This is a genomic window from Streptomyces violaceoruber, from assembly GCF_033406955.1.
GTDB lineage: Bacteria > Actinomycetota > Actinomycetes > Streptomycetales > Streptomycetaceae > Streptomyces > Streptomyces violaceoruber.
In genome coordinates, this window is sequence record NZ_CP137734.1 from 6,606,278 (window position 1) to 6,618,155 (window position 11,878).

Genomic DNA, 11,878 nt, shown 5'->3' on the forward strand with positions numbered 1-11,878 from the left:
TGAAAGGCTAGACAGACAGAACACCTTCATTAAACTGGCTCTGCCGCACGTTCTCCTGCGGTCTCTCCCGGTGTGCCCGCGCTTGAGCGGGTATGCCTTGTAATAGCCCATCCTCTGAGCCAAGGACCGTGATCCACGTGAAGGTCGGCATCCCCCGCGAGGTCAAGAACAACGAGTTCCGGGTGGCCATCACCCCCGCCGGCGTGCACGAGCTGGTGCGCCACGGTCACCAGGTCGTCGTCGAGCGCAACGCCGGCGTCGGCTCCTCGATCCCCGACGAGGAGTACGTCACGGCCGGTGCGCGGATCCTCGACACCGCCGACGAGGTCTGGGCCACCGCGGACCTGCTCCTGAAGGTCAAGGAGCCGATCGCGGAGGAGTACCACCGCCTGCGCAAGGACCAGACGCTCTTCACCTACCTGCACCTGGCCGCCTCCAAGGAGTGCACGGACGCGCTCATCGAGTCCCGCACCACCGCCATCGCCTACGAGACGGTCGAGCTGCCCAGCCGCGCGCTGCCGCTGCTGGCCCCGATGTCCGAGGTCGCGGGCCGCCTCGCCCCCCAGGTCGGCGCCTACCACCTGATGGCCGCCAACGGCGGTCGCGGTGTGCTGCCCGGCGGTGTCCCCGGTGTGCTCGCGGGCCGCGCCGTCGTCATCGGCGGCGGTGTCTCCGGCTGGAACGCGGCGCAGATCGCCATCGGCCTGGGCTTCCACGTCACCCTGCTCGACAAGGACATCACCAAGCTCAGGGAAGCCGACAAGATCTTCGGCACGAAGATCCAGACCGTCGTCTCCAACGCCTTCGAGCTGGAGAAGGCATGCCTGGAGGCCGACCTCGTGATCGGCGCCGTGCTCATCCCGGGCGCCAAGGCGCCGAAGCTGGTCACCAACGAGCTGGTGTCCCGAATGAAGCCCGGAAGTGTCCTTGTCGACATCGCGATCGACCAGGGCGGCTGCTTCGAGGACTCCCACCCGACCACCCACGCCGAGCCGACCTTCCCGGTCCACAACTCGGTCTTCTACTGCGTCGCCAACATGCCCGGCGCGGTGCCCAACACCTCCACCTACGCGCTGACCAACGCCACGCTGCCGTACATCGTGGAGCTGGCCGACCGCGGCTGGGCCGAGGCGCTGCGCCGCGACCCCGCGCTGGCCAAGGGTCTCAACACCCATGACGGCAAGGTCGTTTACCGGGAGGTCGCCGAGGCACACGGTCTGGAGCACGTGGAGCTCGCCTCGCTGCTCGCCTAAGTCGTCAAGCGGTAAAGGCGATACGTCAACAGACACCGTCAACGCCACACACCCGGCCGGACCTTGCCCGACAAGGTCCGGCCGGGTGTGTGTATGGTCACTTTGCGATTCTCGGTCAACTCGCCTCGAACGTAACGCTTCAACCGATTCGCGCACCGGTGAAACCTGCTGTGCGACGGCCGTACGCCCTTGACAGAGGGATGTTTCATTGCCGACACATCGGGCCGGGTCCGGCGGATTGTGTTGCTGCGGACGGCCGACACGCCATAGAGTCGCCGAACGTCGGCATGGTGCCACGCTGACCTGTCTAGAAGTTCCCTGGTCACCAAGGAGGTAAGACGACTTGTGAATGAGTCGACATTTACTCCCGGGGGTGGTCAACCAGGAATGCCGACGCGGACCCACGGTCCCGGGCGTCTCGAGGCTGTCGGCTCCGTAGCTGTACGCACCTCCGCAGCCGACCACCACAGTCCGCAGGCAACTCGGACAGCACACATGAGTATGGATGGCCAACACGTGAACGCCATGGCCGGCGACGGAAGTGGCGCGCCCCGCAACCACTTCGCCGACTACGACGAACTGCCCGAGGGGCATTTCTACGACCCGGACGCGGAGTACGAGCCGGATCCCGAGTACGCCGCCACGCTCGCGCCCGACGCGGCCCGACAGCGCCGTGAGCGCATCGGCCCGACCGGACGCCCGCTGCCGTACTTCCCGATCCCGGGCCCGCTCACCGATCACGGCCCCGCCAAGATCATCGCGATGTGCAACCAGAAGGGCGGCGTGGGCAAGACCACGTCGACCATCAACCTGGGTGCCGCGCTCGCCGAGTACGGGCGCCGGGTGCTGCTCGTCGACTTCGACCCGCAGGGCGCGCTGTCGGTCGGACTCGGCGTCAACCCGATGGAGCTCGACCTCACCGTCTACAACCTGCTCATGGAGCGGGGCATGGCGGCCGACGAGGTGCTGCTGAAGACCGCGGTCCCCAACATGGACCTGCTGCCCAGCAACATCGACCTGTCGGCGGCCGAGGTGCAGCTGGTGAGCGAGGTCGCGCGCGAGTCCACCCTCCAGCGGGCCCTGAAGCCGCTGATGGACGACTACGACTACATCGTGATCGACTGCCAGCCCTCGCTCGGCCTGCTCACGGTCAACGCGCTGACCGCCGCGCACAAGGTGATCGTGCCGCTGGAGTGTGAGTTCTTCGCGCTGCGCGGTGTGGCGCTGCTGACCGAGACGATCGAGAAGGTCCAGGAGCGGCTCAACCCCGACCTGGAGCTCGACGGCATCCTCGCCACGATGTACGACTCGCGCACCGTGCACAGCCGTGAGGTGCTCGCGCGGGTCGTCGAGGCGTTCGACGACCACGTCTACCACACGGTCATCGGGCGCACGGTCCGCTTCCCGGAGACCACGGTCGCCGGCGAGCCGATCACCACGTACGCGTCCAACTCCGTCGGTGCCGCCGCCTACCGCCAGCTCGCCAGGGAGGTGCTCGCCCGGTGTCACGCCGAGTGAGTCTGCCGGGGGCCGACGAACTCTTCCGTACGACAGGGGGAACGGCGCTCCAGGCGTCCACCCCGCGGCGACCGGCGGGCGGCGAGGCCCGGGTGCCGGCCCCGGCGGGGGAGAGCGACCAGGCCGCCGCCGAGGACGCACCGCAGTCGGTGCCCGCGCAGGGCGGGGACGGAGAGGGCGCGGAGCACGCCGCGGCGGACGCGGAACCGGGCTCGGCGGGCGAGTCGCGCACCCGGGGCACGGAGCGCTCCGCGCGGGGCTCCGGGCCGGGTGCGGGCGCGCAGGAAGGTTCTGCCGCCGACCGGCCGCGCAAGCGGGGACGATCGCCCTCGCGCCGTCCCAGCGGCCGTGAGCGCCACGACGAGAAGATCACCGTGTACGTCTCCGCCGAGGAGCTGATGGACCTGGAGCACGCCCGCCTGGTGCTCCGGGGCGAGCACGGCCTGGCCGTCGACCGCGGCCGCATCGTCCGCGAGGCGGTCGCCGTGGTCCTGGCCGACCTGGAGACCCGCGGGGACGCCAGCATCCTCGTACGACGGCTGCGCGGGCGGTAGCGGTAGCCTGCGGGGGCCATGACCTCGAACGACGCCCCCCGCCCCGCCCGCGGCCCGCGCCCCGGCCGCCGGCGTGCGCTGGGCAGGGGACCGGAGGCGCCGGCGGCCGCGCCGCTCCCCGACGAGACGCCTTCCGGTGACGGCGTGCCCGGGACCATGGGAGCGGCGGCCACCGAAGAGGAACTCCGGACCGGACCGGCGCCCGCCGACCCCGGAGACCCGGCGCGGGTCCGGGAGACGGCGGCGCCGGACACGGAGGAGTACGCCCCCGGAACGGAGCCGGACCCCGCGGGCCCCGCCGTGCGCGCGGAGGTGGAGCCGACGGACGCGGGAAGGGCGCCGGAGACGGCGGCGGCGACCGGGCGCGTCCCGCTCGCACCCGGCCGGCAGACCGCCGCGCCTGCCGACCGGCGGGCAGGGGCGGACGGCCCGCCCGGCGCCGTTCCCGCCCTGGATCCGCCCCCTGCGCCGGAACAGGCTCCCCGGACCTCGGAGGAGACCTCCGACGACCCGGACGACGGTGTCTTCAAGGTGCGGCTCGCCAACTTCGAGGGGCCGTTCGACCTGCTCCTCCAGTTGATCTCCAAGCACAAGCTGGACGTCACCGAGGTCGCGCTGTCGAAGGTGACCGACGAGTTCATGGCGCACATCCGGGCGATGGGGCCGGACTGGGACCTCGACCAGACCACCGAGTTCCTGGTGGTCGCGGCCACGCTGCTCGACCTCAAGGCGGCCCGGCTGCTGCCCGCCGCCGAGGTCGAGGACGAGGCCGACCTGGCCCTGCTGGAGGCTCGCGACCTGCTCTTCGCCCGCCTGCTCCAGTACCGCGCGTACAAGCAGATCGCGGAGATCTTCAACGACCGGCTTGAGGCCGAGGCCCGCCGCCACCCCCGTACCGTCGGCCTGGAGCCCCACCACGCCGAGCTGCTGCCCGAGGTCGTCATCAGCATCGGCCCCGAGGGCTTCGCCAAGCTCGCCGTGAAGGCGATGCAGCCGAAGCCCAGGCCGCAGGTGTACGTCGAGCACATCCACGCGCCCCTGGTCAGCGTGCAGGAGCAGGCCGGGATCGTCGTCGCCCGACTGAAGGAGCTGGGCGAGGCCAGCTTCCGCGTACTGGTCCAGGACACCGAGGACACGCTGACCGTCGTCGCCCGCTTCCTGGCCCTGCTGGAGCTGTACCGGGAGAAGGCCGTCGAGCTGGACCAGGAAACCGCGCTCGGCGACCTCCTGGTCCGCTGGACGGGCGGCGACGGGGAGGCGCAGCCGTCGGTGACCGACGAGTTCGACCGGCCGCCCGAGGTGCCGAAGGAGGAGCGGAAGGCGTGAGTGAGCGGATCACGGAGGCCGAGGAGGCCGAGGAGGCCACGGAGGCCACGGAGGCCGAGGGCGGGCCGGACGGGGTCGCGGCCCTCGACCTCAAGCCCGCCCTGGAGGCCGTCCTCATGGTCGTCGACGAGCCCGCGACCGAGGAGCGGCTGGCGAAGATACTGCAGCGGCCCCGGCGGCGGATCGCGGACGCCCTGCGCGAGCTGGCCGACGAGTACGCCGTCCAGGGCCGCGGCTTCGAGCTGCGTCTGATCGCGGGCGGCTGGCGCTTCTACAGCCGCCCCGAGTACGCCGCGGCCGTCGAGGGCTTCGTCCTGGACGGCCAGCACGCCCGGCTCACCCAGGCCGCCCTGGAGACCCTGGCCGTGGTCGCCTACCGCCAGCCGGTCAGCCGCGGCCGCGTCTCCGCGGTGCGCGGAGTGAACTGCGACGGCGTGATGCGCACCCTCCTCCAGCGGGGTCTGGTCGAGGAGGCGGGCACGGAACCCGAAACAGGTGCGATCCTGTACGTGACGACGAACTACTTCCTGGAGCGGATGGGCCTGCGCGGCCTGGACGAGCTCCCCGAACTCGCGCCCTTCCTCCCGGAGGCGGAGGCGATCGAGGCCGACACACTGGAAGGGGTCCCGTCGTTCGATCCGGACGCCCCGGATGCCGGGGACGCAGACGACAAGACGGAATTTTGATGCGAAGCAGCAGCGGCAGGAACAGCAGCGGAAACAACGGCGGGAGCCGTGGTGGCAACAGCGGCGGCCGCGGCGGGAGCAGCGGGGGCCGCGGCAACCACCGCGGCGCCGGCAACAACCGCGACGACAAGCAGGGCGGCCGTCCCAAGAAGCCGCGCCCGGAGGAGCGGCGCTACGACGTGGGCCCCGGCGCCACCCAGGACGGCCCCAAGTCGGGCCGCGGCCCCTCGGCCCGCGGCGGCGCCAAGGGCGGCCCGAAGCGGCCCCAGCAGCGCGGCCGCAGCGCGCCCGCCACGTCCCGCGAGTACGAGACGCGGGCCGAGGAGCGCAACCGGGAGCGCTACGCGGGCAAGAAGGACGTCAAGCTGCCCAAGACCTTCCCCGGCGCCGAGCAGGAGGGCGAGCGGCTGCAGAAGGTCCTCGCGCGCGCGGGCTACGGCTCCCGGCGCGCCTGCGAGGAGCTGATCGAGCAGGCCAGGGTCGAGATCAACGGCGAGATCGTTTTGGAGCAGGGCCGCCGCGTCGACCCGGAGAAGGACGAGGTCAAGGTCGACGGCCTGACCGTCGCCACGCAGTCGTACCAGTTCTTCTCGCTCAACAAGCCGGCCGGTGTCGTCTCCACCATGGAGGACCCGGAGGGCCGCCAGTGCCTCGGCGACTACGTCACCAACCGTGAGACCCGCCTCTTCCACGTGGGCCGGCTCGACACCGAGACCGAGGGCGTCATCCTGCTCACCAACCACGGTGAGCTGGCCCACCGCCTGACCCACCCCCGGTACGGCGTCAAGAAGACCTACCTCGCGCACATCGTGGGCCCGATCCCGCGCGACCTCGGCAAGCGCCTCAAGGACGGCATCCAGCTGGAGGACGGGTACGCGCGCGCGGACCACTTCCGGGTCGTCGAGCAGACCGGCAAGAACTACCTGGTCGAGGTCACGCTGCACGAGGGCCGCAAGCACATCGTCCGCCGGATGCTGGCGGAGGCGGGCTTCCCCGTCGACAACCTGGTGCGCACCGCCTTCGGCCCGATCACCCTGGGCGACCAGAAGTCGGGCTGGCTGCGCCGCCTGTCCAACACGGAGGTCGGAATGCTGATGCAGGAGGTCGACCTCTAGACCGGCCTCTGGGCAACCCCTGCCCCGACGAGGCTTGTGCCGACCGGCCACCTCCTTTTATAGTCGCAGTGACTATTAAAGGGGGTGGCCGGTCGTGCACGGCTACGACAAGCACGCTTTCGAACCCTTCGCCGTCACCGTCGACCTCGCCGTCCTCACGCTCCGCGCGGGCGCGCTGCACGCGCTGCTCGTCGAGCGGGGGCAGGAGCCGTACGCGGGCCGCTGGGCACTGCCCGGGGGCTTCCTGCTGCCCGCGGAGTCGGCGGAGGAGGCGGCCCGGCGCGAGCTGGCCGAGGAGACCGGCCTGGCGGACGTGACCGGGCTGCACCTGGAGCAGCTGCGGACCTACAGCGAACCCGGCCGCGACCCCCGCATGCGGGTCGTGTCCGTGGCCTTCGCCGCGCTGCTCCCGGACCCTCCCGAACCGCACGGCGGCGGCGACGCGGCCGAGGCCCGCTGGGTGCCGTACGACAAGGCCCAGGGCCTCGCCTTCGACCACGACCGGATCCTGGCCGACGCCCGGGACCGGGTCGGCGCCAAGCTGGAGTACACCTGCCTGGCCACCGCCTTCTGCCCGGCCGAGTTCACCCTCGGCGAGTTGCAGCAGGTCTACGAGACGGTGTGGGGCACGGCCCTGGACCGGCCCAACTTCCGCCGCAAGGTCCTCGCCACCCCCGGCTTCGTCGAGCCCGTCCCCGGTGCCGCCCGCCTGACCGGAGGCCGCGGCAAACCCGCCGCCGTGTACCGCGCGGGACCGGCCACCACCCTGCACCCGCCGCTGCTGCGCACCCCTCGGGAAGGACGCCCCGCATGACCACCACCGGCACCAAGCGCCCCGCCACCGGAGCGCTCACCGGCCTCGCCCTCGGCGACGCGCTCGGCTTCCCCACCGAGTTCAACGACGTCCCGGCGATCCTCGCCAAGTGCGGGCCCTGGCGGGAGATGGCACTGCCCAGGCCCGCGATCGTCACCGACGACACCCAGATGACGCTGGCGCTGGGCAAGGGGCTGCGGACGGCCATGGACCGGGGGCTGCTCGGACCGAAGCGCATGGAACGGCCGGTGCGCGAGGAGTTCGTCGACTGGTACCAGTCGCCGGAGAACAACCGCGCGCCGGGCAACACCTGCCTCAAGGCCTGCAACCTGCTCAAGGCCCCGGACCGTCCCTGGCAGGACGCCAGCCAGATCCACTCCAAGGGCTGCGGCGCCAACATGCGCGTCGCACCGGTCGGCCTCGTCCCCGGCCTGAGCGACGAACAGCGCGCGGGCGCCGCCCAGTTGCAGTCCGCGCTCACCCACGGCCACCCCACCGCGCTCGCCGCCTCCGACCTCACCGCGCACGCCGTACGGCTGCTCGCCGAGGGCGCCGAGCCGACCGGCCTGGTCGGGCTGCTGCGCTCGTACGCCTACGACAACCGCACCCGCTACCACGAGCGCTGGCTCGGCGACCTGTGGAGCCGCGCCCAGGACCCGACGCCCGAGCACTTCATCGCGCGCGGCTGGGACGAGTGCCTGGCGATCCTCGACCGGCTCCAGGAGGCGGTGCGCACCGTCTCGCCGGAGACCGACCCGTGCCTGGCCGTGGGCGAGGGCTGGATCGCCGAGGAGGCCATGGCGGCCGGGCTGCTCTGCTTCCTGCTCTTCGTCGACGAGCCGCTCACCGCCCTGCGGCGCGGCGCGTGCACCTCCGGCGACTCCGACTCCATCGCCTGCCTCGCGGGCGCCTTCGCGGGCGCACACCTGGGAGCCGACGCCTGGCCGGCCGACTGGTCGGACCGCATCGAGTACCGGGGCGACCTGCTGGCCCTCGGAGCGCTCTGGGACGCTTGAGCCCATGATCGACGCCCTGGACATCGACCTGGCCCCGGTGGTGGCCGAGCAGCCCTTCCCGGTGCTGTTCGCCACCGTCTCCGGCGCCCACCTCTACGGCTTCCCCTCGCGCGACTCCGACGTGGACCTGCGCGGCGCGCACCTGCTGCCCGCCGCCGACCTGGTCGGGCTGCGCGAGCCGGAGGAGACCAGGTCGCGGATGTGGGACCGGGACGGCGTCGAGATGGACCTGGTCACGCACGACCTGCGCAAGTTCGTACGCCTGATGCTGCGCCGCAACGGCTACGTGCTGGAGCAGCTGCTGTCGCCGCTGGTCGTGCACACCACCGAGGCGCACCGGGAACTGGCCGGACACGCCCCGGGAGTCCTCACCGCCCACCACGCCCACCACTACCGGGGATTCGCGCAGACCCAGTGGCGCCTGTTCGAGAGGACCGGCGAGCTGAAGCCGCTGCTGTACACCTTCCGGGTGCTGCTCACCGGCGTTCACCTGATGCGCACCGGCGAGGTGCAGCCCCATCTGCCGACCCTGGTCGAGGAGGTCGATGCCGCCCCGGTGTACCTGCCCGAGCTGGTCGCCGCCAAGGCCGAGCGGGAGCACGGGGACGCCGGTGTCGACCACGCGCGCGTGCGGGCCGACGTGGAGCGGCTGCACACCGTGCTGGACGAGGCGCAGGCCGCGTCAGTGCTCCCCGACGCCCCGACCGCGTACGACGCCCTGCACGACTTCGTCGTACGGACCCGGCTGGAGCGCTGAGGCGCGGCGGGTGCGGACCAGGAAGTCCTCCACGCGGCGCCGGTCCGGCTCCCCGGGCAGCGGGCTGCGCGCGGCGGCCTCCTCGCCCTCCCGCGCCAGACGTGTCATCCGCGCCTCCACCTCGGGCCACGGCACCTCGCCGCGCCTCACGGCGAGCAGGGACTCCCGCGCCGCGCCGACGTCGATCGTCAGGACGCCGGTGCGCAGCAGGTCGCGGGCGCTGATCAGCAGCCGCAGCAGGTGCATCGCGTGCTTCCAGCGCGGGGCGCCGTGGGTGCGCACGTCGGCGTCGAGCTTGCGGCGCTGGCCGTGCGCGTAACGGGTGAAGGTCTCGTGAACCCGGCGGGAGAGGAACGCCTCGCGCAGGGCGAGCAGTTCGCGGCCCGTGTCGTCCACCGACTCCACGAGCGGGGAGTGCAGGCACTCCAGGATGTTCGGGTTCGCGCGCAGGGCCAGCTCGCAGAAGCGCTCCAGCTCCCAGCTGAACTGCTCCTCCCCGGGGCCCTCCACGTGCGTCGGCGGCTTGTCGAAGCGCCAGAACAGGGCGGTCGGTGCGAGGAAGACGCCCCGGCGGTCCGTGTCGCTGTCCTCCGTCGCCAGACCGAAGGCGCGCGAACCCATGACACAGGCGTAGACCGTGTGGTCGCGGACCAGCAACTCGTGGCTGCCGGGGGCTTCGGGGCGCATGGCGGGAGCGTACGCGGGCCGCTCACGCCAGGCGGACCGAATTTCCCTCCACCGTGATCCGCTTCCCGGGCAGCGGCTCCGTCGCCGGACCCCGCACCACCGAGCCGTCGGCGACGGCGAACCTGCTGCCGTGGCAGGCGCAGTCGATGGTGCCGTCCCGCACGTCCGACACGATGCAGCCCTGGTGGGTGCAGACCGCCGAGAACGCCTTGAACTCGCCCTGCCGCGGCTGGGTCACCACGATCTTCTCGTCGGTGAGGATCTTGCCGCCGGCGACCGGGACGTCGCCCGTCCGCACCAGCTCCTGCCCCGGCGAGGCGCCCGAGGAGTCGCCGCCCCCGCCGCAGCCCACGCAGAGCGCGGCCGCGCCCGCGCCCGTGCAGAGGAGGACCGTGCGGCGGGCCGGGGTCTGGGTCATGTCGCAACTCCGGGGGAGGGAGGTCGGGGCCGCCGCCAGCGTTTCAGGAGACGGGCGCCGCGGGCCGGTACGCGGCGGGCTGACTAGGCTGGACGGACCAAGAACCGGTACACACGTCGGCAACATCAGCAACGTCGGCCACATCAGCAAGGAGCATCGCCGTGGCGGTACGAGCGGTCCGGGGCGCCGTCCAACTGGAGCGGGACGAGGCGGGGCACATGGGCGAGCAGGTCGCGGCCCTGCTGACCGCCCTCATGGAGCGCAACGGCCTCACGGCCGACGACCTGATCAGCCTGTGGTTCACCGCCACCCCCGACCTGCACAGCGACTTCCCGGCCGCCGCGGCCCGCGGCCTCGGCATCACCGACGTGCCGCTGATCTGCGCCCAGGAGCTGGACGTCGAGGGTGCCATGCCCCGCGTCGTCCGGGTCCTCGCCCACATCGAGTCCGAGCGGCCCCGCACCGGGATCGCCCACGTCTACCTCGGCGCCGCCGCGGCCCTGCGCAAGGACATCGCCCAGTGAGAACCGCACTCGTCATCGGCACCGGCCTCATCGGCACCTCCGCCGCCCTCGCCCTCACCGAACGCGGTGTCACCGTCCACCTCGCGGACCACGACCCCGAGCAGGCCCGCACCGCCGCAGCGCTCGGCGCCGGCACCGACGAGGCCCCGGGCGGGCCGGTCGACCTCGCCGTCGTCGCCGCACCGCCCGCCCTGGTGGCCGACGTGCTCGCCGACGCCATGGCCCGCGGCCTCGCCCGCGGCTACATCGACGTGGCCAGCGTCAAGGGCGGCCCCCGGCGGGAGCTGGAGGCGCGCGGGCTCGACCTCTCGGCGTACATCGGCACCCACCCCATGTCAGGACGGGAGAAGTCCGGCCCGCTGGCCGCCACCGCCGACCTCTTCGAGGGCCGTCCCTGGGTGCTGACCCCCACCCGGGACACCGACACCGAGGTGCTGAACCTCGCCCTGGAGCTGGTCTCGCACTGCCGCGCGGTGCCCGTCGTGATGGACGCCGACGCCCACGACCGCGCCGTGGCCCTCGTCTCCCACATGCCCCACCTGGTCTCCAGCATGGTCGCCGCGCGCCTGGAGCACGCCGAGGAGGCCGCCGTACGGCTGTGCGGGCAGGGCATCCGCGACGTGACCCGGATCGCCGCCTCCGACCCCCGGATGTGGATCGACATCCTCTCCGCCAACCCCGGGCCGGTCGCCGACCTGCTCACCGACGTCGCCGCCGACCTGGAGGAGACGGTACGGGCCCTGCGTGCCCTGCAGTCCACCGACGAGGACAAGCGCCGCGAGGGCGGCACCGGCATCGCCGAGGTGCTGCGGCGCGGCAACGCCGGACAGGTCCGCGTCCCCGGCAAGCACGGGTCGGCCCCGCGGTCCTACGAGACGGTGGCCGTCCTCATCGACGACCAGCCCGGTCAGCTGGCCCGCATCTTCGCGGACGCGGGACGGGCCGGGGTCAACGTGGAGGACGTACGGATCGAGCACGCGACCGGGCAGCAGGCGGGTCTGGTGCAGCTCATGGTGGAGCCGAAGGCCGCCGCCGTCCTCACGGCGGCCCTGAAGGAACGGGGCTGGGCGATCCGGCAGTGACCGGGGCCTGCGGACGGCTGTCGGAGGGGTCTGCCCGGCCCGGTAACCTAGGGCCTGTCTGATGATTCCCGCCTGCCCGGCGACGCCTGGCACGCACGCTCGCCGCGTTGCCGAAGCGCCCGCGTGGC

Annotated in this window: 13 protein-coding genes; 11 read left to right on the forward strand and 2 right to left on the reverse strand. The window is 72.4% G+C overall.

Going from position 1 to position 11,878, the window contains the following annotated elements; translation table 11 throughout:
* The first annotated feature begins 128 nt into the window (after positions 1 to 128).
* The 9 genes from ald (at position 129) to R2E43_RS29575 (ending at position 9,039) form a co-directional block, all read left to right on the forward strand.
* Positions 129 to 1,253 (forward strand): alanine dehydrogenase, encoded by a 1,125-nt coding sequence (gene ald / locus R2E43_RS29535; protein ID WP_030868159.1) that lies wholly within the window; start codon positions 129 to 131, stop codon positions 1,251 to 1,253.
* Positions 1,254 to 1,640: 387 nt separating this feature from the next.
* On the forward strand, positions 1,641 to 2,771 hold the full coding sequence (locus R2E43_RS29540) for a ParA family protein (RefSeq protein WP_161270009.1): 1,131 nt from the start codon (positions 1,641 to 1,643) through the stop codon (positions 2,769 to 2,771).
* Positions 2,756 to 3,325 (forward strand): hypothetical protein, encoded by a 570-nt coding sequence (locus tag R2E43_RS29545; protein ID WP_162495132.1) that lies wholly within the window; start codon positions 2,756 to 2,758, stop codon positions 3,323 to 3,325. Before R2E43_RS29540 ends, R2E43_RS29545 begins: the two co-directional genes overlap by 16 nt.
* Positions 3,326 to 3,343: 18 nt before the next feature.
* A complete protein-coding gene (locus tag R2E43_RS29550) occupies positions 3,344 to 4,651 on the forward strand; it encodes a segregation and condensation protein A (RefSeq protein WP_168715433.1) in 1,308 nt (435 codons plus the stop codon).
* Positions 4,648 to 5,337, forward strand: a complete 690-nt coding sequence (gene scpB / locus R2E43_RS29555) for an SMC-Scp complex subunit ScpB (RefSeq protein WP_136208919.1) — start codon at positions 4,648 to 4,650, stop codon at positions 5,335 to 5,337. The genes R2E43_RS29550 and scpB overlap by 4 nt, the downstream gene beginning before the upstream one ends.
* A complete protein-coding gene (locus R2E43_RS29560; RefSeq protein ID WP_011027963.1) occupies positions 5,337 to 6,452 on the forward strand; it encodes a pseudouridine synthase in 1,116 nt (371 codons plus the stop codon). The genes scpB and R2E43_RS29560 overlap by 1 nt, the downstream gene beginning before the upstream one ends.
* A 94-nt stretch (positions 6,453 to 6,546) precedes the next feature.
* Positions 6,547 to 7,266, forward strand: coding sequence for an NUDIX hydrolase (locus tag R2E43_RS29565; protein ID WP_011027962.1), 720 nt, complete (start codon positions 6,547 to 6,549; stop codon positions 7,264 to 7,266).
* Entirely contained in the window at positions 7,263 to 8,282 is a 1,020-nt protein-coding gene (locus tag R2E43_RS29570; protein ID WP_093455838.1) for an ADP-ribosylglycohydrolase family protein, read from the forward strand. Before R2E43_RS29565 ends, R2E43_RS29570 begins: the two co-directional genes overlap by 4 nt.
* 4 nt (positions 8,283 to 8,286) lie before the next feature.
* A complete protein-coding gene (locus tag R2E43_RS29575) occupies positions 8,287 to 9,039 on the forward strand; it encodes a nucleotidyltransferase domain-containing protein (RefSeq protein WP_003977059.1) in 753 nt (250 codons plus the stop codon).
* Here R2E43_RS29575 and R2E43_RS29580 read toward each other — a convergent pair.
* Both R2E43_RS29580 and R2E43_RS29585 read right to left on the reverse strand, forming a co-directional pair.
* Positions 8,965 to 9,726, reverse strand: coding sequence for a nucleotidyltransferase domain-containing protein (locus R2E43_RS29580; RefSeq protein ID WP_003977060.1), 762 nt, complete (start codon positions 9,724 to 9,726; stop codon positions 8,965 to 8,967). The genes R2E43_RS29575 and R2E43_RS29580 overlap by 75 nt on opposite strands.
* 22 nt (positions 9,727 to 9,748) lie before the next feature.
* Positions 9,749 to 10,144, reverse strand: coding sequence for a Rieske (2Fe-2S) protein (locus R2E43_RS29585; protein ID WP_011027960.1), 396 nt, complete (start codon positions 10,142 to 10,144; stop codon positions 9,749 to 9,751).
* Between the two features lie 161 nt (positions 10,145 to 10,305).
* Between R2E43_RS29585 and aroH the strand changes: the two genes are divergently transcribed.
* Positions 10,306 to 10,668: a chorismate mutase gene (aroH, locus tag R2E43_RS29590; protein ID WP_003977062.1), complete on the forward strand. Its 363-nt coding sequence runs from the start codon at positions 10,306 to 10,308 to the stop codon at positions 10,666 to 10,668.
* On the forward strand, positions 10,665 to 11,750 hold the full coding sequence (locus R2E43_RS29595) for a prephenate dehydrogenase (RefSeq protein ID WP_003977063.1): 1,086 nt from the start codon (positions 10,665 to 10,667) through the stop codon (positions 11,748 to 11,750). The genes aroH and R2E43_RS29595 overlap by 4 nt, the downstream gene beginning before the upstream one ends.
* The last annotated feature ends 128 nt before the right edge of the window (positions 11,751 to 11,878 follow it).